The 23,015-nt window shown below is 66.8% G+C and carries 19 protein-coding genes; 15 read left to right on the top strand and 4 right to left on the bottom strand.

From position 1 onward, the window contains the following. The first annotated feature begins 1 nt into the window (after position 1). The 4 genes from M4578_RS15100 to M4578_RS15115 are packed head-to-tail and all read left to right on the top strand — an operon-like array spanning position 2 to position 3,899. On the top strand, positions 2-823 hold the full coding sequence (locus M4578_RS15100) for an ABC transporter ATP-binding protein (RefSeq protein WP_258094124.1): 822 nt from the start codon (positions 2-4) through the stop codon (positions 821-823). Further along, positions 820-1,677, top strand: a complete 858-nt coding sequence (locus M4578_RS15105) for an ATP-binding cassette domain-containing protein (protein WP_258094125.1) — start codon at positions 820-822, stop codon at positions 1,675-1,677. Before M4578_RS15100 ends, M4578_RS15105 begins: the two co-directional genes overlap by 4 nt. Positions 1,678-1,689: 12 nt before the next feature. Then, on the top strand, positions 1,690-2,793 hold the full coding sequence (locus tag M4578_RS15110) for an alpha-hydroxy acid oxidase (RefSeq protein ID WP_258094126.1): 1,104 nt from the start codon (positions 1,690-1,692) through the stop codon (positions 2,791-2,793). Then, on the top strand, positions 2,790-3,899 hold the full coding sequence (locus M4578_RS15115) for an NAD(P)/FAD-dependent oxidoreductase (protein ID WP_258094127.1): 1,110 nt from the start codon (positions 2,790-2,792) through the stop codon (positions 3,897-3,899). Before M4578_RS15110 ends, M4578_RS15115 begins: the two co-directional genes overlap by 4 nt. A gap of 483 nt (positions 3,900-4,382) precedes the next feature. Here the strand turns inward: M4578_RS15115 and M4578_RS15120 are convergent, their stop codons facing one another. After that, a complete protein-coding gene (locus tag M4578_RS15120) occupies positions 4,383-5,036 on the bottom strand; it encodes a response regulator transcription factor (RefSeq protein WP_258094128.1) in 654 nt (217 codons plus the stop codon). Then, positions 5,036-7,270 carry a sensor histidine kinase gene (locus M4578_RS15125; protein WP_258094129.1) on the bottom strand — a complete coding sequence of 745 codons (2,235 nt, stop codon included), beginning with the start codon at positions 7,268-7,270 and terminating at the stop codon, positions 5,036-5,038. The genes M4578_RS15120 and M4578_RS15125 overlap by 1 nt, the downstream gene beginning before the upstream one ends. A gap of 158 nt (positions 7,271-7,428) precedes the next feature. Here M4578_RS15125 and M4578_RS15130 point away from each other — a divergent pair, with 158 nt between their 5' ends. After that, positions 7,429-8,133: a hypothetical protein gene (locus tag M4578_RS15130; RefSeq protein ID WP_258094130.1), complete on the top strand. Its 705-nt coding sequence runs from the start codon at positions 7,429-7,431 to the stop codon at positions 8,131-8,133. Positions 8,134-8,252: 119 nt separating this feature from the next. After that, entirely contained in the window at positions 8,253-9,476 is a 1,224-nt protein-coding gene (locus tag M4578_RS15135) for a surface lipoprotein assembly modifier (RefSeq protein ID WP_258094131.1), read from the top strand. A 450-nt stretch (positions 9,477-9,926) separates the two neighbouring features. On the opposite strand, the gene M4578_RS15140 is transcribed toward M4578_RS15135, so the two are convergent. Next, complete coding sequence (locus M4578_RS15140; RefSeq protein ID WP_258094132.1) at positions 9,927-13,997, bottom strand: Calx-beta domain-containing protein; 4,071 nt, start codon at positions 13,995-13,997, stop codon at positions 9,927-9,929. Positions 13,998-14,849: 852 nt separating this feature from the next. Here M4578_RS15140 and M4578_RS15145 point away from each other — a divergent pair. From M4578_RS15145 to M4578_RS15185, 9 genes are all read left to right on the top strand, one after another. Continuing rightward, the gene (locus M4578_RS15145) at positions 14,850-15,746 is read left to right on the top strand and encodes a transporter substrate-binding domain-containing protein (RefSeq protein ID WP_258094133.1); all 897 of its coding nucleotides are present in this window, start codon (positions 14,850-14,852) and stop codon (positions 15,744-15,746) included. A gap of 74 nt (positions 15,747-15,820) precedes the next feature. Continuing rightward, positions 15,821-16,996 (top strand): CaiB/BaiF CoA transferase family protein, encoded by a 1,176-nt coding sequence (locus tag M4578_RS15150; RefSeq protein ID WP_258094134.1) that lies wholly within the window; start codon positions 15,821-15,823, stop codon positions 16,994-16,996. Next, entirely contained in the window at positions 16,993-17,760 is a 768-nt protein-coding gene (locus M4578_RS15155) for an enoyl-CoA hydratase/isomerase family protein (RefSeq protein WP_258094135.1), read from the top strand. Before M4578_RS15150 ends, M4578_RS15155 begins: the two co-directional genes overlap by 4 nt. After that, positions 17,753-18,871 carry an aminotransferase class V-fold PLP-dependent enzyme gene (locus tag M4578_RS15160; protein WP_258094136.1) on the top strand — a complete coding sequence of 373 codons (1,119 nt, stop codon included), beginning with the start codon at positions 17,753-17,755 and terminating at the stop codon, positions 18,869-18,871. Before M4578_RS15155 ends, M4578_RS15160 begins: the two co-directional genes overlap by 8 nt. Further along, entirely contained in the window at positions 18,868-19,263 is a 396-nt protein-coding gene (locus M4578_RS15165) for a PaaI family thioesterase (protein ID WP_258094137.1), read from the top strand. Before M4578_RS15160 ends, M4578_RS15165 begins: the two co-directional genes overlap by 4 nt. Before the next feature lie 29 nt (positions 19,264-19,292). Further along, positions 19,293-20,021 (top strand): helix-turn-helix transcriptional regulator, encoded by a 729-nt coding sequence (locus M4578_RS15170; protein WP_258094138.1) that lies wholly within the window; start codon positions 19,293-19,295, stop codon positions 20,019-20,021. After that, positions 20,018-20,407 carry a RidA family protein gene (locus M4578_RS15175; protein WP_258094139.1) on the top strand — a complete coding sequence of 130 codons (390 nt, stop codon included), beginning with the start codon at positions 20,018-20,020 and terminating at the stop codon, positions 20,405-20,407. The genes M4578_RS15170 and M4578_RS15175 overlap by 4 nt, the downstream gene beginning before the upstream one ends. Next, positions 20,404-21,375, top strand: coding sequence for an amino acid ABC transporter permease (locus M4578_RS15180; RefSeq protein WP_258094140.1), 972 nt, complete (start codon positions 20,404-20,406; stop codon positions 21,373-21,375). Before M4578_RS15175 ends, M4578_RS15180 begins: the two co-directional genes overlap by 4 nt. A gap of 1 nt (position 21,376) precedes the next feature. Continuing rightward, positions 21,377-22,174, top strand: a complete 798-nt coding sequence (locus M4578_RS15185; protein WP_274705649.1) for an amino acid ABC transporter ATP-binding protein — start codon at positions 21,377-21,379, stop codon at positions 22,172-22,174. Positions 22,175-22,251: 77 nt separating this feature from the next. On the opposite strand, the gene M4578_RS15190 is transcribed toward M4578_RS15185, so the two are convergent. Continuing rightward, positions 22,252-22,992: a glycerophosphodiester phosphodiesterase family protein gene (locus M4578_RS15190; RefSeq protein WP_258094141.1), complete on the bottom strand. Its 741-nt coding sequence runs from the start codon at positions 22,990-22,992 to the stop codon at positions 22,252-22,254. Positions 22,993-23,015: the final 23 nt, after the last annotated feature.

Below are 23,015 nucleotides of genomic sequence, written 5' to 3' on the forward strand. Positions count from 1 at the left end.
GATGTCCCATCTTCTCGAAATCCGCAACCTGACGGTGACATTCGACACCGCCAAGGGCCCGCTCACCGCCGTCTCCGGCATCGACCTGCATGTCGATGGGGGCGAGGTGCTGGCCATCGTCGGCGAAAGCGGCTCGGGCAAGTCGGTGGCGATGCTGGCGGTGATGGGGCTTTTGCCCGACACCGCCACGGTCCGCGCCGATCTGGTGCGCTTCGACGGCACCGATCTCATGGCGCTGAGCCCGCGCGCCCGCCGCCGCATCATCGGCCGCGACATCGCGATGATCTTTCAGGAGCCCGTCGCCTCTCTGAACCCGGCCTTCACCGTCGGCCTCCAGATCGGCGAGGTGCTGAAAAAGCACCAGGGGCTTGGCCGCGCCGCCCGCCGCGTGCGCACGCTGGCGCTGCTGGAGGCGGTCGGGCTGCCCGACCCGGTGGCCAAGCTCACGGCCTTTCCGCACCAGATGTCCGGCGGCCAGTGCCAGCGGGTGATGATCGCCATGGCCATCGCCTGCGCCCCCAAGCTGCTGATCGCCGACGAGCCGACGACGGCGCTCGACGTGACCATTCAGAAGCAGATCCTCGACCTGCTCATCGACCTTCAGGAGGAGAGCGGCATGGGGCTGATCATGATCACCCACGACATGGGCGTGGTGGCGGAAACCGCCGACCGCGTTGTCGTCCAGTACCAGGGCGTGAAGCGCGAGGAAGCGGACGTGCTGTCGCTCTTCGAGACGCCGCAGGATTCCTATACCCGCGCGCTGCTCTCGGCCCTGCCGGAGCGCGGCGGCGACGGGCCGCTCGACGGGGTGACGTTCCAATGACCGTCCGGCCTCCCATCGTGCTCGAAGCCCAGGGGCTGATCCGAGACTATCCCGGCAAGGGCGGCCTGTTGCGCAAGGCCAGTCCGGTGCGCGCCCTGAAGGGCGTCGACCTGGTGCTGCGCCAGGGCCGCACCCTGTCGGTTGTGGGCGAGTCGGGCTGCGGCAAATCCACTCTCGCCCGGATCCTGACGCTGATCGACCCGGCCAGCGGCGGTACGCTCCTTATCGACGGCAAGGCGGTGGACATCGCCCGCTTTCGCCCCTCGGCGGAGTTGCGGCGCAAGGCGCGGATCGTCTTCCAGAACCCTTATGGTTCGCTCAACCCGCGTCAGAAGGTCGGCGACGCGCTGGCCGAGGAGCTGCTGCTCAACACCGGCCTCAATGCGGCGGAGCGGCGCGCGCGGGTCGGCGACATGCTGGAACGCGTCGGCCTGAGCGCCGCCCATGCCGGGCGCTACCCGCATATGTTCTCGGGCGGTCAGCGCCAGCGCATCGCCATCGCCCGGGCGCTGATGGTCAACCCGCGCATCCTGATCCTCGACGAGCCGGTCAGTGCGCTGGATCTCTCGGTACAGGCCCGGGTTCTGAACCTGCTGGCCGATCTGCAACGCGATTTCGACCTTTCCTATATCTTCATCAGCCACGATCTCTCGGTGGTGCGCCGGATCTCGGACGAGGTGATGGTGATGCAGGCCGGAGAGGTGGTCGAGCGCGGCAGCCGCGACGCCGTCTTCGGCGACCCGAAACACCCCTATACCCGCCAGCTTCTCGCCGCGACGCCCTCGACCGACACCGGCGCCATCCGCGCACGACTGGCCCGCCGGGCCGCGCTGCGTGCCGCACGCGGCGCCTGACAGGAGACCACGATGACCGAGCAAGACGAGATCCGTCGTGACGACCGCTATGCCACATCCCGGAAATACGCCTCGATGCGCGGCATCCGCGTGGCGGCGCGGCGGGCGCTGTCGGAGACGGTCTGGAACTACCTGCATTGCGGCACAGGCGACGAGGTCACCGCCCGTACCAATGTGTCGGCCTTCGACGGCTATCTCTACGAGGTGCCGCTCTTTGCCGGGGTCGCCAATCCCGACACCAGCACAAGTTTTCTCGGCGAAGCGCTGTCCTTCCCCGCCCTCACCGCACCCTTCGGCGGCGGCGAGACGCTGTTTCACCCCGACGGCATGCTCGCCGTGGGCCGCGCCGCCCATGCCGCCGGCATCCGCCAGATGGTGCCCGTCGCCGCCGGACATACACTGGAGGAGGTGCGCGCCGCCTCTCCCGCCGCGCTGGTCTTTCAGATGACCTTCTGCGGCAGGGAAAACCATGTGATCGACATGATGCACCGGGCCAAAGACGCGGGCTATCGCTATATCTGCGTCACCTATTCGCCGATCCGCCAGTGGCGCGAGCGCATGATGGAGGATCGCTTTTCCATGCCCGGCGCGGGGGCGCCGTCGAATTTCGGTCCCGGAAAATCCGACCCGGCGATGCTGCGCGAACTGCTCGATTTCACCGAACCGCGCTGGAGCTGGGAGCAGGCGGCGCGGGTGATCGGCGCGGCCCCCTTGCCCTGCCTCGTCAAAGGCGTGACCAGCCGTGCCGATGCGCGCGCCGCGCTGAAGGCCGGGGCGCATGGGCTCTATGTCTCCAACTACGGCGGCCGCACCATCGACCGCGAGCCCGCCGCGATCACCACGCTCGCCGAGGTGCGGGCCGAGGCCGGGCCCGATGTGCCGATTGTCTTCGACAGCGGCATAAGGCGTGGCAGCGACATCGCCACCGCCCTGGCGCTTGGCGCCGATGCGGTCGCACTGGGCCGCACCTGCGCGCTCGGGCTTGCCGCCGATGGCGAAGCCGGGGTCCGTCGCGTGCTGGAGCTGCTGAAGGATGAGTTCTGGACGACGCTCGGGCATCTGGGCTGCGCTTCCGTCCGCGGCCTGACACCCGGGATCTTCCGGGCACCGCGATGAAGGTTGCGGTCATCGGCGCCGGGGCCATCGGCGCGAATATCGCCTACCGGCTGGCCGAGCGCGGTGCCGAAGTCGTGCTGATCGACGGGCGCGCGCCGGGCTCGGGGACCAGCGGCGCCTCCTTCTCCTGGCTGTCTTCTTTTCCGCAGCTTAGCTGGCCCGAGGCCGAGGCGCGGCGACGCCTGCGGCGTTCGGTGAAGGCGCATTTCGACCGGCTGGCCGAAGAGATCGGCGGCGACTGGCTCGATTGGTGCGGCACGCTGACGACGCAAGGCGCGGTGCCTGAGTTCGACGATGCCGTGGCGCGCTGCCGCGAGCAGGGCGCGCAGATCGAGATCCTGGGCGCGGCGGATCTGCGCGACGTTGCACCAGAGCTCGCCCTGCCCGACGCCGAGCGCGTCGCCTTCGAGCTGCGCTCGGGCTGGATCGATGCTCCGGCGATGATCGGGCAGTTGCTGCGGGTCTTCCGCCTGAGCGGCGGCAGCTTGCGGCTGGGCCACGACGTGGTGGCGCTTGCGATCGGGGGGCCGGGTGCTGCCACGGTCGGTCTTGCCGATGGCAGCCGGATCGAAGCCGATCTCGTGGTCAATGCCGGCGGCGCTCAGGCGACCCATATCGCTGCCATGGCGGGGCTCGCGATTCCGGTCGCGCTCGTGCCCGGCGTGATGCTCTACGGCGGCGGCGGACGCACCGGCCTGCCGCGTCATGTGGTGAACGGCGCCCGCTGGCTGATCCGGCCGGATCGCGCGTTCGGCACCGCCGTCCACTGGCGCGGCGCAGGGCTGACCGCCCGGCACGGCAACAACGGCCACGACGGCACGGCGATGCTGGCCGATGTCGCGCAAAGCGTGCCCGCACTTGCCGGGGTGTCACCCGCGGCGCACCGCGTGGGCATCAGGGCGATGCCCCAGGGCGGGCCAGTCATCGGCCGGCTTCCCTGGCTGCCGCGCTATTACTCCGCCGTTTCCCATGGCGGCATCGGTTGGGGTCCGGTCTGGGCAGAGATCGCCGCCGCCGAGATCCTCGACGGCACATCCGAGGCGGCGCTCGACACCATGCGCCCGGCACGGTTCTATTTCGAAGCCGCGCCAGACAAAGAGGTGTGAGACCGCATTCCAGCCGGACCGCAGAACAGAGCTTCCTGCCCTGTGCCGGCTACGTGCCTGCCCGGTTCGGACTCTGGCTGAAGAGCGACCCGGCGCAGGATGCCGGGACCCGCTTTGACGCCCACAGGAGGGTGATTGCGCTCGAGGACGGTGGCTGTTCTTGCGTGCATGGCGAGGAGATCGCGAAGATGTCGCCGGTGGACGGCCAATCTATCGAGGCAAGCAGACGGCCCATGACATGAAGCCGACCGGACGCTCGCTGCGAGCGTCCGGCGCCGGTGAGGTTGCGACGCCCGCCGTCAAATCCGGTCGGGCGTTTCCACGACCCCTTCACTGCGCAAGAGCTTGGCCAGCCAGTCCATGAAGACTTTCAGGCGTTGCGGAAGATGACGTCTGCGCGCGTAGAGAAAAGACATCGGTGGCACGCTCTACACCATGATCCTGCTGTCGCGGCTGGTCGGACTGCACGCCTAGCCCTTGCGTCTAGCGGCTGTGTGGTCCCTGACCGCCGGAATTGAGCCCCATTCGCGTGGCGTGCCACGAGGCTTCGGCCCGCGACGAGATGCCGAGCTTGCGGTAGATGGACTTGATGTAGCTCGCGACGGTGGTGTTCGCGAGGCCGAGTTCGCGACCGACCTCGCTGTTGCGCAGGCCCCGCGCGATCAGGGCAAGCACCTCGGTCTCGCGCTCGGTCAGATCCTGCCCGGCGGTGGCGTTCGGCCCGGTCAGGCTGAAATGCTCCATGATGCGCCGCGCGATCGACGGTGACAGCGCGGGCAGACCCATGTGGATCTGCCGGAGCTGGTGGATCAGAAGGGTGGCCGGGTTCTCCTTGAGCAGATAGCCCTGCGCCCCCGCCGACAGCGCGCCGACGACGCTTGCGTCGTCGCCCATCACGGTGGTGACCACACAGACCGTGGGGCTTTGCGCATCGCGTAGCTGCCGCAGCAGATCCAGCCCCGACCCGTCGGGCAGACCCAGGTCGATCAGTGCCAGATCGGGCGCGTTCGGCAGCAGCATCCGGGCCCGGCGCAACGTATCGGCGGTGTCGATCTGCGCATCGGGAAAGACCTCGGCGGCGATCTCTGCCAGCCAGCGCCGGGTCTCGGAAATATCCTCGACAATCAGGATCCGCATCAGCCAGCGCCTCCCGCTGCCGTCGCCCCGCCGGCCCCGTCGCAGACCAGCGGCAGCGCCGCGTCGATCCGGGTGCCATCGGGGCCGGAGGCGATCCGGAGCGTGCCGCCGCAGCCCTCGATCCGGAACCGCAGGTTCGCGAGCCCGTTGCCCCCGCCCGTCCCGGCCGCCGAATGCCCCGTCCCGTCATCGGCGATGCGGATCTCGAGCCACTCGCCCGACGGCCCCGCCACCCGGGCAAGCGTGACCGCGGCATGGCCGGCGCCGGAATGGCGCAGGATATTGCCCGCGCTCTCGCGCAGCAGCGCGCGCAGCGTCTGTACCAGCTGCGGCGGCAGCTCGTCAGCACCGTCCTCCGCCCGCGACAGCCCGCCGTCCCGCCAGTCGAGCTCGACCCCCGCCGCTTCGAGATGATCGCCGATCTCGCGGCGCAGATCGCCCAGCAGCCGCGCCAGACCGACTGTCCCCTGCACCGGGTTCGAAATGATCTGGCGCAGATCCGAAAGAGTCTGCCGGATCAGCATGTCCTTGCGCTCGGTTTCGCTGGAATGCAGCGCGCCCAGAAGCTGCACCCCGATATTGTCGTGCATGTCGCGATTGATGCGCTGCCGCTCGGTCTCGATGGCCGCGTCATGGCTCCGCTGGCGGGCGACCGAACGTTCCAGCATGCCGGTCACGCTGCGCGCCAGACGCTCGTCGCGCGAGCTGAACAGCCGCCTGCCCTGCCGCGCCCAATGCAGCCGCACGCCGGGCAGGTCGTAGGGCAGTGGCATCTCCAGTATCTCGCCGCCCTGGCTCAGCCGGGTGAGGCCGCTGACCGGCCTGCCCTGCTCGATGCGCAGCGGGTCGAACAGCCGTTGCAGCAGCCGCGTCAATGCCGCGTCGCGGCCTGGCGCGTCCGCGGCCAGCGTCACCTCTTCCATCAGCGAGAACAGCTCCTCGCGGGACAGGCCCCGCTCGTTCCGCAGCCAGCGGGCCACAAGGTCGCGCAGCGGCAGATAGACCAGCCCCACAAGCGCCAGCGACAGGCCGAGCGCCGGGGCGCGGTCGAGCGCCAGAAGCAGCGTCAGCGCCGCGTCCAGCGCCAGCAGCAGGACCACGCCGCCGAGATAGAAGAGAATGCGGAACGACCAGTCGGCCAGATCGAACAGCCTGTAGCGCGCGATCCCCATGGCGAGCCCGGCGAAAATCACCAGGAAGAACAAAAAGGCATGGCCTTGCGACAGAACGGGCGGCAGCCCCATGAGCAGCGGCAGGGTGACCGTCAGGCCAAAGCCCCCTGCCCCCAGCAGCACCGAGAGTCCGAACCATCCCAGCATGGCCCGGGTGGTTGGGTTGCCCCGCGCCTTCACCACCTGCACCAGGATCGCCCCGAGCAGCGCCAGCATGGCCAGCGCGACGGGAAGCTGCCGGTCGAGCAGCGCATCGGGCCAGTCGAGAAAGACCGCCAGAATGAAGCTCGACAAAAATGCCGCCACGACCCAGAGCACCACCCGTCCGGCGATCCGCGCCGGGTAGATCAGGAACAGGTTGACCATGCCGATGCCGAACAGCAGGGTCCCGAGGAAATTGACCTTCGAGGCCAGCGGGAAAAGCACCGCTCCAAGCGCCAGCTCGCGGGTGCTGTAGAGGGCCGCGGCATAGGCCGAGGTCATCAGCCCGGCCCCGGCCAGACCAAAGCAGCGTACCGCGCGGTCGCCGGGCCGCAGCGCCATCACCCAGCCGCCGAGAACCATCCCGACGAGCCCGACGCCGATCTGAAGCCAAAAGGCGCCGGGCAGGTCCGACAAAGGCCGCGACGGCTGCGGAACAAGCGTCACCTCGACCGCTGCCCCCCCGTCCGGGGGCCGCGCCGTCGCCACGACGGGCCCGCTTTGCAGAAGCGCGTGAATTGCGGCCTGGCGCCGGAGGAAGGCGCGCATGATGTCGGGACCGGGCAGCGCATCGGGCTCTTCGATCAGGTCTTCGGAGGACAGCGCCAGCGCCGTATCGCCCGGCGCGGTTCCGGCGCGCAGCGCCAGCAGTTCCGTACCGGGCGCGATCCGCCCTGCGGCACTGCCTCGCGGATGCACCGCCCGGACCGTCACCCCGTCTGACAACCCCGGTTCGAGGGTTAGCCCGAGCCATGGCTGACGATGGGCGAGCCAGAGCACCAGCGCCGCCGCCACGAGACCGGCGATCAGCACCGACAGGGCGACCGAGACCGGGGAGAGGTGAGAATAAGCCTGCTTCATGGCGACCGGTGAAAGACGGATGGTTTTGGCAAAACCTGAAATGTTCCCCCTGCTTAGAGGAGGTTGGATCACCTGCATACCCCTGAACGGGGGGGAGACAGGCCCCTTTTTGGCCTTCATATCGACGGGCACTGTCATTTTTTAAGGGGATCAGACAGATGCGTATTCACGTTCTTGCGCGCGCCGGCCTGGCGCTGGCGCTCGCCACCGCTGTGGCCGGGTGCCTGGGCAACAGCGGCAGCGGCGGCGGCGGAAACGGCCAGGGGGCCGGCGCCGGCAGCGGCGGCTCCGGTTCGGGCTCCGCGATGAACTTCCAGCAAAATTTCGACCGTGTGAGCGCCATGGCGCCGACGTCGAACATGCCGACCTCGATCCAGGCGGCCTATTCCGGCAAGATGCGCGCGGATGTGACCGACGCCAACAATGTCGTGGCCCAGGTCGAGGGGGATCTGGACCTCAATGTCGACTGGACCGACGGCCAGACGACGAACCCGTTCACCGGCACCGCGTCGAACTTTACCGGGACGCTGGTCACCGGCGAGACCGGTACGATCAACGGCACCCTGACGGTGGACAACAGCTTTGGCGGCACCATCAACCGGACGGTGAACCCCGCGATGGTCATCAACGGCATCAACGTGCCCGCGACCCAGATCGGCGGACTCAGCGTCACGCTGACCGGCGATCTGACCCAGGGCGGCGTCACGGCGGACACGCTGATCACCCTTGGCGGCGCCTTCTTTGGCGACAAGGGCAAGGCCGCGCTTGGGCCGGTGGTCGGCGGCTACAAGCTTCCGAACTCGGCGAACCCGGCGATCTTCGACGGCGCCATCGCCGGTCAGTACTACATCGAAGCCAAATGATGTCCTGGACGGCGCGGCGCGGCGAAACGCTTCGCCGCGCCGCCTTGATCTTTGTCTCCGGGATCGTTCTCGGCACCCTGCCCCTGTCTCACAAGGCAGGGGCACAGGGGACCGATGCGATGGCCCGTGCCGAAGCGCAGGTCAATGCCGGAGCCTATGGCGAGGCCATCGCGGCGCTTGAATCCATGGGCGCGCAACCCCAGCCGGAGGCCGAGGCACGCAGGCTCTGGGCGCTGGCCATGGCCCATGTGCGCGCCGGGCGGCCGCGCGCCGCGCTGCCCCATCTGGAAAGACTGGTGTCGCTGGCCCCGGCCAACGCCAGCGTCCGTCTCGAACTTGCCGCCGCGCTGGAGAGCGCAGGCCAGACGGAACGCGCCCGCTATCACTACGCGCTCGCACGCGGGGCCAACCTGTCCGGCGATCTGGCGCAGGAGGTGGACCGGCGCATCGACCGGATCGACCGCGCCAAGAACTGGGAGGGCAGTTTCCGCTTTGCCTACACCCCCGAAAGCAATGCCGCGCGGCGCACCGCTGCCGAGACGGTCGTCATCGGCGATCTGCCCTTCCGCCTGAAATCCGCGTCGCGCGCCCAACCCGCCAAGGGCGTCGAGCTTGCGTTCGGCCTTGCCGCCCTGCCGAAGCTCGGCGAGGATCTGCGCCTGCGGTTCGGCGCAAGCCTCGACGCCCGGCTTTACGACGGCGGCGCGCCCGACGACATCCAGGCCCGCGCCGAGCTGGGGTTTCTGCAATTCGGCGATCACCGCCGCCGGTTCGGTGGCGGGCTGATCCTGGGGCAGCGCTGGATCGACTCAAAGCCCTACTCCAGCTCACGCGGGCTTTATCTGAACTGGGGCCGCGCGCTGGATTCCAGGGCCCGCACCAACCTGTCGTTTACCCTCCTCCGCGAGCAGATCGACTACGAGCGGCGCACCGCCTCCGGGACCACCCGCAGCGTTCTCGCCGCCTCGCTGACCCATATCGCGAGCCAGCGGCTGCAACTGAGCTTCGGGCTGCAACTCGAACGCACCGACGACGTCCTTGCGTCCGAAGCCGGCGATACGGGCGCGATCACGCTGGGCGCGCGCTATGCGTTTCGCGGCGGGCTTCTGGCGGATCTGACGATGACCTTCAGCCGGCAGGAGCGCGACGGTCCGGACAGTCTTTTGGGCATCACGCGCTCGGATCACCGGCAGAACATTGATCTGAAGCTGACCCATCGCGACTGGGCCGTGGGCGGCTTTGCCCCGGTGCTGGAACTCGGGGTGGAAAAGCAGCGCTCGACCAACACGCTTTACAGCTACGACAACCAGCGCATCCTGATCGGGGTCACGCGGCGCTTTTGAGCGTCGCCGTTCCCGATCCTCGGCACGTCAGGGGCCGCGCGACCGCCACCCTCCAGGCGTCTTTGGTGACGGAGGCACCGTTCTCGGACATGCCAGCCGCTGCGTCGGGAGGACATGGGGGAAAGGCATCGCCGAAAACGCCGGTCGCCCTTTCCAGACGCCAATCGCGCCACGGCTTGATCCGTGTCGCAATCCCGCGTCAGCATCCTGCCCCGGTTGCGAAGAGCAACCACATATCCCGGCGGGTCAGAAGTCCGGCCCCCACCTTTCCGAAGTTTGGATCCGAACACCGCGATGCCGCGTGGACCTGATGGCATCCAGTCTCGGGCCGTCTCATTCACGAAGGGGCGGCCATGGCCGCCCCTTCTGCTGTCCCTGAACGCGCCGAGCAACGACATCGACCGTCAACGCTGACAAGTGAGTCTGTCGCCGCGATGCCTGAAACTCTCGTCAGACGAGAATCTCCATGTTTGCAACGGTCTCCAGATCCGCACGCATGAAGACGACCGAGACGCCCTGATCCGCGAACACCAGGTCCTTTCCCACTTCGGTCATGTGCGACCGTGCGTCGTCCGCGTCGGCATAGCCGAAGCCGCTGAAACTCAGCGTATCCCAGGCATCGAGTTCCAGAACCCGATCGCGTCCCTTGTCCGATACGTCAAAGGCAAACTCGTCCGCCAGCATCCCGCCATAGATCAGATCGTTGTCTGGACCGCCGCGGAAACTGTCGCCCTCGGTGGCGCGCATATAGGTCATGAACGCGGTTTCGGTCTTGGCGATGAACTCCGCGCTGGCGGCAAAGCCGAGCACGACCGCCTCGCGGCTCATCCCGTCCTCGAGGCGCTGCGTCCAGTTCGCCAGCCCGTTGGCATCGGGATCGCGGCCCAGCACATTGTTGTAAAGCAGCGTGACAAAACCGGTGTTGCTGACATTGCCATACACACTCTGGAATTCGGTGCTGTTCACAAAGCCCGAGATCACCGTGAGGATTTCGGTGCCCTCACCCAGCCTTGCAGACCAGTTCATCAGGCCGTTGAGGTCCGGCGCCCGGTCGAGCGTCGCCTGATAGATCCGGAAGACGTCATCGGCATAGGTCGCCGCGACACCGGCCGCGACATAGGCGCTGGCGGGTTCGTTGGTATTGTCGATGAACTCGGCACTCTGGGCGAAACCGAGCACGACCTGCTCGCGCGACGTGCCGCTGTCGAGCCGCGCCGTCCAGTTGGCAAGGCCCGTGGCATCCGCCTCGCGCCCGAGCACGTTGAGATAGAGCAGCTCGACAAAGGCCCGGTTGTTCAGCGCGCCGTAGGTCGACTGGAACTCGGGGCTGTTGACGAAGCCCCCGATTACCTGGAGCAGAGTCATCTCGCCGCTGTCGATCCGCGCCGACCAGTTGTCATACCCCTGCGTGTCGGGCAGACGGTCGAGCGTCGCCTGATAGAGCCGATAGACCTGTGCCCCCGCGGTGGTGCTGACATCCTCGACCTCGCCGCCGATGAGCAGATCCGCGCCGGGACCGCCGTTCAGACGATCGGAGCCGGCACCGCCGATGATCGTATCGGCCCCATGGTTGCCGAAGGCGGTGTCGTTGCCCTCGAGCCCGCGATAATGGTCGCTGCCGGCCAGCAGGTCGATCAGATCATCGCCGACGGTGCCCACCAGAACGTCATCCTGCGGGCTGGGCAGCAGCGGCCCGGGGCGGATGTAGATCACGGTATCGGCGATCGAGCCCGCATAGGGCGTGCCCGCCACCGGTTCGAGCGAGAGGGTAAAGGCCTCGGTCGTCTCGATGCTGGAGTCCCCCAGCACCTCGATGGTGATCGTCGCGACGCTCTGGCCCTCGGCAAAGTTCAGGCGGGTGTCCAAGAGCCGATAGTCCAGCCCCGCCAGCGCGGTCTGGTCGATGGCCTCGACGTTGAAGCTCAGCGGTGCGCTGGCGGGTGTCGAAAGCTCCACCGGGATCTCGTAGATGAAGGAAGCGACGCCATGCTCGCGCAGCACCATGGGCTGGACGGTGGCGGTACGGTTCAGCCCGACCCCGTCATCGTCGAGGATCGTACCGCTGACCGAGACCGAGGGCGCCCCGTCGGCAAGGCTGGCGCCGATGACGTTGGAGAACTCCATGAAGAAGACCTCGTCGCGTTCGTCGATGCTGTCTCTTTCGGAGTGGATGATCACCGTCTTCGAGGTCTGCCCGGGTTCGAAGGTCAGCGTCCCGGTGTTGTTGCGCGACGTCAGGCTGTAATAGAGGTCGTTTTCGTCCGCCGTGCCGACCAGCGGCTTGTAATCCACCGTCACGGCATCGTCCGACGGTTCAGACAGCGTCAGCGTGAACAGCAGGGCGTCGCCCTCGGTGGCCGTGGCCGGGCTGACGGTGATCACCGGGTTCGGCGTGGTGTCGTCGTCGCGGATCACCGCCTCGGCCTCGACATTCTCGATCCCCAGATAGGGCACGGCAGAGGCATCGACCCGCAGGCCGAAGCGTTCCGTGAACTCGACCTCGGTGTCGCCATAGACCGGCACGCGCACGACCTTGACCTCTTCCCCGACCGCGAAGCTGACCGTGCCGACCGCTGCCTCGTAATCCTCGCCGGCCTTGGCCGTGATGTCGCGGGTGCTGTAGGTGAGCAGGATCGCTTCCGACGCCGGTTGCGACAGGCGCAGTTCGAACACTGCCTCCTTGGTGCCGTCGTCGCCCTCGAGCAGAGTCGCGCCCGAGACCAGCAGCGTCATGTTCCCGCCAACGCCATCGTTGTCGAGGATTACACCGTTGGTGAAGAGCTGGTCCTCCCCCCCGGCAAAGCTGGCGTTCTCGGTAAGATTGTAGAGCCGCAGCCCGATGCTTTCATCGCGCTCGTCGGTGCTATCTCTTTCGGTGTAGACAATGATTGTTTTCGAGATCTGGCCCGGCGCAAAGCTCAGGGTGTTGATATTGCGGTCGGATTCGAAGTCGTAGTCGAGGTCGGCTTCGTCCGCAGTGCCCGCAAAGCTCTGATATCTCAGCGCCACCTCGTCCCCGGCGGGCTCGGAAAGCGTCACGGTATAGATCAGCGCTTCGCCCTCGGTCGCCCTGGCCACCGAAACCGAGACCACAGGGCCCGGGGTATTGTCGTCGTCGGCAATGGTCGCCTCACCGGCCAGGCCCGTCGTCGCGACGCTGAGCCCCGTGGGTTCATCAATGACAAGCGCAAAACTTTCGGTCATCTCGGCGACGGTGTCGCCATAGACCGGCACCCGCACGACCTTGACCTCCTCGCCCTCGGCAAAGGACAGGCTGCCCACGGTCTCCTCATAATCCTCACCCGCCGTAGCCGAGATGTCGCGGGTGCGGTAGCCGACGCTGAACGCCGTCGGAGCGGGCTGCGACAGGCGGATTTCAAACACCGCTTCCTTGGTGCCGCTGTCGCCCTCGACCAGCCGCACATCCGACACCAGAAGTGCAAGATCGCTGCCGGTGCCATCGTTGTCGAGAATGATGCCGGTGCCGGACAGGACCTCCTCGCCACCCGCAAAGCTCGCGTTTTCGGTCAGGCCGGACAGGTGGAGCACCACGCTTTCGTCGCGTTCGTCGGTGCTGTCTCTTTCGGTGTAGATGGTCACCGTCCTCGAGGTCTCGCCGGGCGCGAAGGTCAGCGTGTTCCAGTTGTAGCTGGAGGTCGGGCTGTAGTAGAGATCGCCGTCCGAAGCCGTACCGGGCACCGCGCGATAGGTCATGGTCACCGCATCGAAAGTCGGCTCGGAGAGGGTGACGGTATAGACCAGCCCCTCGCCCTCGACCGCCTTGGCAGCGGAGATCGACACCACCGGCTGCGGTTGCGTGTCGTCGTCGCGGATCACTGCCTCGCCGACCAGGCCCTCCACCGGCAGGTTGGGGCTGCCGGGATCGGTCACGACAAGCGCGAAGCTTTCCGTCACTTCCGCAAGATTATCGCCATAGACCGGCACGCGCACCGTCTTGATCTGGTCGCCCACGGCAAAGCGCGCGCTGCCGTTCCATTCCGCGTAATCCTCGCCGGCGGTGGCGGAAATATCGCGGGTGCGGTAGCTGACGCTGAAACTTTCATCGGCTGGCCGCGACAACACCAGATCGAATTCCGCATATTTGGTGCCACCGTCGCCCTCGACGAGCTCGGCATCCGAAACCAGCAACGCCAGATTGCTGCCCTGCCCGTCGTTGTCGAGAATGATTCCCATGGCGCGCTCGATGTCCTCGCCGCTGGCGAAGCTGGCATTTTCGGACAGGCCCGACAGGCGCAGCATGATATTCTCGTCGCGCTCGTCATCGGAATCGCTACGGGTGTAGACGGTCAGCGTCTTCGAGGTTTCGCCGGGCGCGAACGTCAGCGTGCCGCGGTTATTGCTATTGGTGATAGCGTAATACAGATCGCTGTTGTTGGCCGTACCCAGAACGGTCTGGTAATTCACCGTGACGACATCGAAGGCGGCTTCATCCAGAGTGACGGTGAAATAGAGAGCGTCGCCTTCGGTGGCGAAGGCGGTTGAGATGGAAACGACAGGCATAAGAACTCCCCTACGGAATTACGGATACATCCAAACACGCTAACCAAATTGGCTGGCATCTATGGCCTTAAGGGAACAGGTTTTCTTTCTCCGTGCAACGCCATTCTAGGGTCAGGACGTCGGTAACGGGATCGCCCCAGTCGAGCCGTTCTGCGCAATCGAATTTGTCCGTCCGGGCGGAGAGAGCGGCTCTTCGATTTTTCCATGCCTGGATTTGAAACAGCCTTCTGTTGAGGCCCTTGGGGTATATGCTTCGGTCCGTGGCGTGGTCGGCGCGCCGGCAAAAGACACGCAGCCCCGGCCCGATGCCCGCGTTCTAAGAGCGCGTAAAAAAACCGGCGCAGTACCCAAATCGCGGCGGTCGCCGTTGCAAGAGAGCTCGCGGTTCTGATCTGGCGCATATCGTTAATTTCCTCCCAAAGCTGGTCTCGCAACGCCCGGCGTCGGATCACGCTCAAAGATCCCAAGCCGATCACTCCCTTGCTCCCCGCTGATCACCTCAGTGGTGAGCTCAAACATGTGTCAGTTCCGAGTGGGAATTTCCGGGCTGACCGGGTCAGTTCTCTGCCGAAATCGACAGCCGGCGCAGCAAACCTGGTTGGTCCGCTCGACCGGCAGCCCGCCCAGCCTGCGCGCTGACCTCATGTCGAACACCCTTTGGCGGAGCGGCGTCTCAGTTTCTGCGCCCACTTTGGCATCAATTTCGACTAAAAGTAAAAATTAATCTACAAGTTGAGTAACTATTTCTCGACCTCGGTAACCGAATCGACACTTTGTAGAAATCGGGCCGCAAACAAAAACAGCGGCCAGGCGCCTCCGCCAAAGCACGGATCCTCACAGGGAGTACTTAACGTGAAATACACTGAAGCCGCCGCCGCGCTCGGCCTTGCCGTCGCCCTCGCCGCCTCCCCGCTGTCTGCGCAAGCAATCGCCGACCTGACCAAGCAGACGCAGCTCTCGCCGAGCTTCGAGAAAGACGATGCGATCTTTGCCATGCTGCCTGCGGAGGTGCAGGAGAAGGGCAGCCTCGACGTGGCGCTCGCAAACGGCATCGCGCCGGTGAACTTCCCCGGCGACACCGCCGAGGACGTCCGCGGCCTGACACCCGATCTTGTCTCGGCCCTGGAGCAGATCATGGGTGTCGCATTCGACACCACGGTTTTCCCCAACACCGCCTCGCAGCTTCTGGCGCTGGATTCCGGTCAGATCGACCTGACCGTCTCCACCAATGCGGACAGTGCCGAGCGCGAGAAATCCTATACTTTTGTCGATTACATCCGGGCCGACAACTCCATCGTCGTTGCCAAGGGCAATCCGCTCGGAATCGAAAAGGCCCAGGATGTCTGCGGCATGACCTATGGCGAGGTGAAGGGGTCGTACTCGATCTTCTCGACCTTCGAGACGGTCTGCGCCGATGCCGGCCTCGAAGTGCCGACCCTGTCCTCCTTCGACGATGCTCCCTCGATGATGCTGGCGCTGATCTCGCGCCGGATCGACGCCTATGCCGGTTCGGACTTCAACACCGTCTACCAGAAATCCCAGGGCGTGCCGGTGGATGATGTGCCGCTGCCCGAGGCCGGTTTTTTCCTGCTCGGCATGACCGTGGCCAAGGACAACACCGCCATCGCCGAGGCCGTCGCGGCCGCGATGACCGTGATGGTCGAAAGCGGGTATTATCAGGAAGCGCTTGACCACTGGGGCATCGGCTCCTCCGCGATCGAGCCCGGCATCAACCTCGTCACCAAGTAAATCGTCCCTCCTCAAGATCCGGCCGGCGGCATCCTCAATGCCGCCGGGCTTCCAAGAAATGAAAGGCCTTTCCCTTGACCGATACACCGGCCGCCCCGCTCGACGGGATCACCGTCGTCGATTTCTCCCGCCTCATCGCCGGCCCTTGCGCGACCGACCTGCTTGCCAGCCTGGGCGCGCGGGTCATCAAGGTCGAGGGGCACGAGGGCGATCCCATGCGCCTGACCCGCTCCAAGGAAGCCGGTGGCGGCCCGACCGCGCCGACCTTTGCCGCCTTCAACGTCATGAAGGAGACCATCGCGCTGGATCTGAAGAACGCCGGGGATCTGGCCTTTGCCAAGCGCCTCTGCCGCGAGGCCGATGTGGTGGTCGAGGCCTTCCGCCCCGGCGTGATGGACCGCCTCGGGCTCGGCGCGGATGCGCTGCGGGCCGAGAATCCGGGCCTCGTTTATGCCGGGCTCTCGGCCTTCGGGGCGACCGGACCGGAGCAGGCCCGTGGCGGCGTGGACATCGTGTTGCAGGCGGAAACGGGTCTGATGTCGGTGACCGGCGACGCCGGTCAGGAGCCCACCAAGGCCGGCGTGCCGATCATTGACGCGGCCTCCGGCGCCATGCTGACCGTCGGCATCCTCGCCGCGCTTGTCGGACGCGGCAAAACCGGCCAGGGCGATACCGTGCGGACCTCGATGCTTGATGTGGGGATCTTCCTGCAGGCCCAGCAATACGCCGAATTCCTCGCCTCCGGCATCGTGCCGCCCCGCGTCGGAAACAAGGCCGCCTATGCGGCGCCCGCCGATGTCTTTCCGGTCTCGGACGGTCAGATCGTGCTCTCGGCGCATATCGTGCCGCACTGGAAAAAGCTCTGCGCCATCCTCGGTCACGAGGAGTGGATCGAGGACCCCGCCTTCGTGACGGTCAAGGAGCGGGTCGAGAACCGCGAGACCCTGAACGCGCGGATTGCCGAGGTTCTGACCAGGAACAGCGCGGCCTTCTGGCTGGCGCAGTTCAATGCCGTCGGCATCACCGCCGGGCAGGTCAAGGACTACCGCGAAGTGATCGCGACACCGCAGGTCGACGCCAACGGCAGTGTGGTCGATGCGGTGAATGTCGATGGCTCGCCCTTGCGGATCATTCGCCCGCCGCTGCGGTTCGGCCATTTCGACGACCGCAGCCTGCCGCGCCGGGTGCGGGGCATTGACGAAAGCGGCGCCGAGCTGCGCAGCGAGTTCGCCGGGGAGCTGGCCCAATGAGCGCATTGATCACCGAAATCCGCGACAATGTCGCCATTCTCACCAGCAACCGTCCCGAACGGCGCAACGCGATGTCGCTGGGTCTCATGCGTCTTCTGGACAGGGCGCTCGACGAGATGGCGGCGGACGAGGACGTGCGCGCGGTCATCCTGACGGGGGCGGGCGACAAGGCCTTTGGCGCGGGGCTCGACATCAAGGAAGCGGCGCTTCTGAGCGAAGAGGACCGCAGCGAGCAGCACGCGCTTTATGAAGGCACGCAGCGAAAGCTGGCCGCCTATCCCAAACCGCTGATCGCCGCGATCGAGGGGGTGGCCGCCGGTGGCTCGCTACAGCTCGCGCTGCATTGCGATCTCGTCGTGGTGGCCGAAGGCGCCCGGATCGGCATGCCGGAACTCTCCGCCGGGCGCCCCTGCATCATGGGTTCTTTCCTGCTGACCCGCAGCCTCGGTCCCTCGGTCGCGGCGCGGCTGGTTCTGGGACAGGACTGGATCGGTACCGCCGATGCGGCCGCCTGCGGGCTTGCGACCCGTGTCGTACCGCAGGGAGAAGCGCTCGAATGCGCCCTTGGCTACGGCGCAAAACTGGCGGCGACCGCTCCCAAGGCGCTGACGGCCACTCTCGGCTGGATGCGCGAGCTGCGCAACGGCGGGGCGGCAAGCCTTGCCGGAACCGTTGCCTATGCCGACCGTGTCCTACCGGAACTGGCCGCCAGCGACGAAGCCATGGCGGCCAGCGCAAGCTTCGCGGGGACCGGCAATGCGTGACCTGTCCGATATTCGCGCCGACCTGCCCGCGCTTGCCAGGCTCGGCTATCTCAATACCGGCACCGCCGGGCCGATGCCCGCCGTCGCCGCCGACGCCATGCGCCGGGCGATTGCCGAGGACGCGGAACGCGGCCGCATTTCCGGCAAGCGGTTCGTGAAGATCGACGAGATGATGGAGCGCTGCCGCGTGGGGATGGCGGGGATCGTCGGCGCGCAGCCCGAGCAGATTGCCCTGACCTCCGGCACCGTGGACGGGCTCTCGATCGTCCTCGACCGGCTGACCCTGCCGCCGGGCGCCCGCCTGTTGACCAGCGACATGGAACATCCGGCGGCGCTCGGCCTGCTCAGGTCCTTTGCCGCCCGCCGGGGCCTGGTGGTCGAGGGTCTCGCGCTCGAAGGCACCGACGATGCCGAAGCCGCCGCGCGCGTCGCCGCCGCGCTGAAAACGCCCGCCGCGCTGCTGATGCTGTCGCATGTGGGCTATGCGAACGGTCGTGTCCTGCCTTTGCCGCAGATCGCGGCAGCGGCCCGAGCCGCCAATGTGCCGCTCTTGGTGGATGGCGCGCAAGCTGCGGGCGCCATCGCCCTCGATCTTGTCGCACTGGGCGTCGATTTCTATGCCTGGCCGGGCCAGAAATGGCTGATGGGCCCGGAAGGGGCCGGGGCGCTCTATATCGCGCCTGACGCATTGTCGCTGCTCGGGGGGGCCTCGTCCCCGCCCGAAACCGCGAAGGACGTTCAGCGCGGCACGCTGCCCAAACCGGTCTGGGCCGGTATGGAGGCCGCGCTCGACTGGCGCGCCGCGCAGGGCAGCGAAGCCGAACTCACCGCCGCCACGGCCGAAGCGGCAGAGGCCATGCGCAGCGCCCTCGCCCAAGTGCCGGGTGTGGAGCTGGCCGAGGCGCCCCGGATGGCGGGGCTTGTCTGTTTCGCAATGGCCGGCCAGGAGGCGGGCGCCGTGCTGATGGCGCTTGGCAAGACCCGGCTGGCCGGACGGGACGTTCCGGGCCCTGCGCCCGTGCGCCTCTCCTGCGGTTTCTTCACCTCGCCGGACGAGATCGCCGCCACGGCCGGCACGCTCGCCACCCTGACCACGGATGCCGTCGCATGACCCCCAAACCCGATTTCACCCCCCTCGCCGAGACCATGGGCATCGAGACCGTGTCCGAAGGGATCGACACCTATGTCTGCCGCATGCCGGTGGCACCGAACCGGCAGCCCTTCGGGCTGCTCGCCGGGGGCGCCTCGGCCATGCTTGCCGAAAGCACCGCCTCGCGCGCGGCGGTGCTGCACGCGGCCCAATTCGGCAAGATCGCCGTGGGCGTGGAGCTCAACGCCAGCCACCACAGCTCGGCCCGCGAGGGCTGGGTGGTGGCGACGGCGCGGGCCGCGCATCTTGGCAAGACCAGCGCCTCCTACGAGGTGGTCATCGAGACCGAGAGCGGTAGACGCCTCTGCACCGCCCGCGCATTATGCCTCCTGATCGAGCGTCCAGCACGATGACGCTGCCCTTTCCGACCGGGAGAAACCGCATGTCCACCGACGTCAAAGCCGTTCCGCTGCAAGAGCTTCACCCCAATCTCGCCCAGGCGGCTGGCATGGTTGCGGGGCTGGCGGCGACCTTTGGCCCCCGGTCGGAGGTGGTGGTGCATGACCTGTCCCGCGTGCCCAACTCCATCGTCGCGATCGCCGGGGGGCTGACCGGCCGCAAAGCCGGCGGGCCGACGACGAATTTCCTGCTCGGCAAAATCCGGGCTCAGGATTTCAACGACAGCCTGAACTACATGTCCACCACGCCCGAGGGACGCACCCTGCGGTCCTCGACGCTCTTCATCCGTGACGCGGAGGAGGTGCTCGGCTGTCTTTGCGTGAATGTCGATGTCACCGAGTGGAAACATGTCAGCGCCTTCGCCGAATGGAACCTGTCGGGCACCCACGCCCGTGCCGCCGACCTGCCCTCGCTGGGCATGAGCGAGGGGGAAAGCCGCGAGAGCTATCCCGTGGACGTGGACAGCCTGAGGCGCGAGCTGCTTTCGCGCGCGATCGAGGACATCGGCATCGCACCAGACGTGATGCATCGCACGCACAAGATCGCCATCGTCGAGCGTCTCGAGAACGAGGGGTTCTTCATGCTGCGGGAATCCGTGCCGCAACTGGCCACCGCGCTCTCGGTCACCCGTCACTCCATCTACAACTACCTGAGTGAAGTGCGCGGCAATGCAGACGCCGCCGCGCCATCCTCTCCCAAGGATCCGAAATGACACTCGCTCTTATCGAAAGCCCCGAAGCGCCCGCCGCCATCGGTCCCTATTCCCATGCCGTCGGTTTTGGGGATCTGGTCTTCGTGTCCGGCCAGCTCCCGATTGATCCCGCAACCGGGGCCCTGACGGGCGATGACCCTGCCGGGGAACTGCGGCAGTCGCTCGCCAACGCCCGCGCCGTGCTTGCCACCGCCGGGGCCACGCTGGACGACGTGATCAAGACCACCGTCTTCGTCACCGACATGGGGGCCTTTGCCGAGATCAATGCCGCCTATGCCGAGATCTTCGGCGGCCATGCGCCGGCCCGTTCCGTGGTGGAAGTTTCCGCGCTGCCCAAGGGGGCCCGCGTCGAGATCGAAATGATCGCACGGAGGGGCGCCGCATGAGCGACAGCAACGGACATGGCCCCCAGGGCGGCCCGCTCACCGGCCCGCTGAAGCCCCGCCGTCATCCCGTCCGCGCCGTGATCGGCATCGTCGTGATTGCCCTGATCGCCGATCTGCTGTGGAAGGTCGCCAACAATCCCGGCTTCCAGTGGGACGTGGTCGGGCAGTACTTCACCTCCCGCACGATCCTGCTGGGGCTCTGGGCCACGATCTGGCTGACGCTTCTGACGATTGTCCTGGGCTTTGTCCTGGGAACGCTTCTGGCCGTGGCGCGCCTGTCGCAGAATCCCGTACTGCAAGCCGCCAGCTTCCTTTATGTCTGGTTCTTCCGCTCGGTGCCGCTGCTGGTGCTGATCCTCTTCACCTTCAACATCGCCTACCTGCTGCCCGAGATCCGTTTCGGCCTGCCGCTCCTGCCGCCATTCTGGACGGCGGATACGAACGACCTGATCACGCCCATCGGCGCCGCGATCCTCGCCCTGACCCTGCACGAAAGCGCCTACGCGGCAGAGATCGTGCGTGGCGGAATCCTCTCGGTGGATCAGGGCCAGTTCGAGGCCGCGTCGGCGCTTGGCATCAACCGTCGCCGGCAAATGACCCGCATCGTCATTCCGCAGGCCATGCGCGCGATCCTGCCGGCCTTCGGCAATCAGCTGATCGGTCTGCTCAAGGGCACCTCGATGGTCAGCGTCATTGCCGTGGGCGACCTGCTCTACTCGGCCCAGGCGGTCTACAACCGGACCTTTCAGGTGGTTCCGCTGCTTGTCGTGGCAACGCTCTGGTACGTGGCCGTGACCACGGTGCTCGCCGTCGTGCAGTACCATGTCGAACGGCATTTCGCGCGCGGGGCGCTGCGCAACGCCACCCCCGGCGTCATGACACGCATGACCGGTGCATGGCGCGCGATCTTCCCGGCCTCCGCCACGAAACCGGCCCCGATTGACGCTGAAACCGACCCGGAGACCTGAGATGCTGGACGCGACACAGACCGACAGCGACCCCATCGTCCGCATTCGCGGCCTGCGCAAGAGTTTCGGCACCCATGAGGTTCTGAAGGGGCTCGATCTCGACATTCATCGCGGCGAAGTCGTCGCGCTCATCGGCCCTTCGGGCTCGGGCAAGAGCACCTTCCTGCGCTGTATCAACCGGCTGGAAGTGATCCAGGAAGGCCGCGTCGAGGTGGACGGTCAGCTGATCGGCTATCAGGAGCGGCAGACCCGCCGCGGCCCCGAATTGCGCGAGCTGCCCCAAAGCCATATCGACCGGCAGCGCGCCGACATCGGCATGGTGTTCCAGAGCTTCAACCTCTTCCCGCACATGACCGTGCTGGAGAACATCACCGAGGCGCCCGTCTCGGTGCGTGGCCAGCGCCGTGCCGACGCCGAGGCAACCGCGCGCCAGCTTCTCGCCCGCGTCGGTCTCGCGGACCGGGCCGGAGCCTACCCCAAGGCGCTTTCCGGTGGCCAGCAGCAGCGCGTTGCCATTGCCCGCGCCCTTGCCATGAAGCCCAAGCTGATGCTTTTCGACGAGCCGACCTCGGCGCTCGACCCGGAACTGGTGGGAGAGGTCCTTGCCGTCATGGCCGACCTCGCACGCCAGGGCATGACGATGATCGTGGTGACCCACGAATGGGGGTTTGCGCGCGAACTCGCGGACCGGGTCGTCTTTTTCGAAGGCGGCCACATCGTCGAACAGGGGCCGCCGTCGGAGCTTTTCACCGCACCGAAAACCGAACGGATGCGGGAGTTTCTTGCAAAAGTGCTCTAGAAACCGCAGCGCGCCGGGGGCATGCGAAGACAAAGGGCCGCACAACGGTCCGGGCCCTTTCGTCCGGTCGCGGCCTGTCAAACAGCCATCGCGTCGCGCAATTGCAGCGCGAGATCGGGGCGGTCGGTCGTCAGGTGCCCGACGCCGCGCGCCAGCCAGCTCTGCATCAGCACCGGATCGTTGACCGTCCAGGCACAAAGCCGCCCGGCGGGCCAGAGCCCTGTCGCGATGTCAAACACATCGGACAGGAAATCGTGGCGAAGCGCGATGATGTCCGCCAGATCGCCGACACTGGCAATGAACGCCTCAAGCCCGCCCTGCGCGGCGATCAGCGCCGCATCGGACGAAACCAGCAGCGGGATCTCGGGGGCGAGCGCCCTGCACGCGCGCAGGACGTCGAGATCGAAGGAGGTCAGATGCGCCCTGCCCGCCACACCGTGCGCCTTCAGCCGGTCGATCACCCGTGACGCGATGCCGGGATAGGCCACGCCCCGCGCATCAAGCTTGATTTCCACATGCAGAGCGATCCCGGCGGGGGCCAGAACCGCCAGCACTTCGTCCAGCGTCGGGATCGTCTCGTCGCTGTGCTTCAGCCGGGTGACGGCGCGGTCGCCCGGCGCCAGCTTGCGCAGCTCGCCCCGGCCCTCGGTGGTGCGTTCCAGCGTCGGGTCGTGGATCACCACAAGCTCGCCCGCGTCGGTCAGATGAACGTCGAACTCGATCGCGTCGCAGCCGAGCTCCGCCGCCCCGCGAAAGCCGGTCAGCGAATTTTCGGGCCAGATGTCGCGCGCGCCGCGATGGCCGATGATGGCGGTCATGGTGTGTCTCCCTTCAAACACGC

The organism is Salipiger pentaromativorans, assembly GCF_024721115.1.
GTDB lineage: Bacteria > Pseudomonadota > Alphaproteobacteria > Rhodobacterales > Rhodobacteraceae > Salipiger > Salipiger pentaromativorans.

What these genes read in the sequence shown, in the direction of transcription:
- M4578_RS15100 (WP_258094124.1), top strand. Translation starts at nt 2, where the DNA reads ATGTCCCATCTTCTCGAAATCCGCAACCTGACGGTGACATTCGACACC.
- M4578_RS15105 (WP_258094125.1), top strand. Translation starts at nt 820, where the DNA reads ATGACCGTCCGGCCTCCCATCGTGCTCGAAGCCCAGGGGCTGATCCGA.
- M4578_RS15110 (WP_258094126.1), top strand. Translation starts at nt 1,690, where the DNA reads ATGACCGAGCAAGACGAGATCCGTCGTGACGACCGCTATGCCACATCC.
- M4578_RS15115 (WP_258094127.1), top strand. Translation starts at nt 2,790, where the DNA reads ATGAAGGTTGCGGTCATCGGCGCCGGGGCCATCGGCGCGAATATCGCC.
- M4578_RS15120 (WP_258094128.1), bottom strand. Translation starts at nt 5,036, where the DNA reads ATGCGGATCCTGATTGTCGAGGATATTTCCGAGACCCGGCGCTGGCTG.
- M4578_RS15125 (WP_258094129.1), bottom strand. Translation starts at nt 7,270, where the DNA reads ATGAAGCAGGCTTATTCTCACCTCTCCCCGGTCTCGGTCGCCCTGTCG.
- M4578_RS15130 (WP_258094130.1), top strand. Translation starts at nt 7,429, where the DNA reads ATGCGTATTCACGTTCTTGCGCGCGCCGGCCTGGCGCTGGCGCTCGCC.
- M4578_RS15135 (WP_258094131.1), top strand. Translation starts at nt 8,253, where the DNA reads ATGGCCCGTGCCGAAGCGCAGGTCAATGCCGGAGCCTATGGCGAGGCC.
- M4578_RS15140 (WP_258094132.1), bottom strand. Translation starts at nt 13,997, where the DNA reads ATGCCTGTCGTTTCCATCTCAACCGCCTTCGCCACCGAAGGCGACGCT.
- M4578_RS15155 (WP_258094135.1), top strand. Translation starts at nt 16,993, where the DNA reads ATGAGCGCATTGATCACCGAAATCCGCGACAATGTCGCCATTCTCACC.
- M4578_RS15160 (WP_258094136.1), top strand. Translation starts at nt 17,753, where the DNA reads ATGCGTGACCTGTCCGATATTCGCGCCGACCTGCCCGCGCTTGCCAGG.
- M4578_RS15165 (WP_258094137.1), top strand. Translation starts at nt 18,868, where the DNA reads ATGACCCCCAAACCCGATTTCACCCCCCTCGCCGAGACCATGGGCATC.
- M4578_RS15170 (WP_258094138.1), top strand. Translation starts at nt 19,293, where the DNA reads ATGTCCACCGACGTCAAAGCCGTTCCGCTGCAAGAGCTTCACCCCAAT.
- M4578_RS15175 (WP_258094139.1), top strand. Translation starts at nt 20,018, where the DNA reads ATGACACTCGCTCTTATCGAAAGCCCCGAAGCGCCCGCCGCCATCGGT.
- M4578_RS15180 (WP_258094140.1), top strand. Translation starts at nt 20,404, where the DNA reads ATGAGCGACAGCAACGGACATGGCCCCCAGGGCGGCCCGCTCACCGGC.
- M4578_RS15185 (WP_274705649.1), top strand. Translation starts at nt 21,377, where the DNA reads ATGCTGGACGCGACACAGACCGACAGCGACCCCATCGTCCGCATTCGC.
- M4578_RS15190 (WP_258094141.1), bottom strand. Translation starts at nt 22,992, where the DNA reads ATGACCGCCATCATCGGCCATCGCGGCGCGCGCGACATCTGGCCCGAA.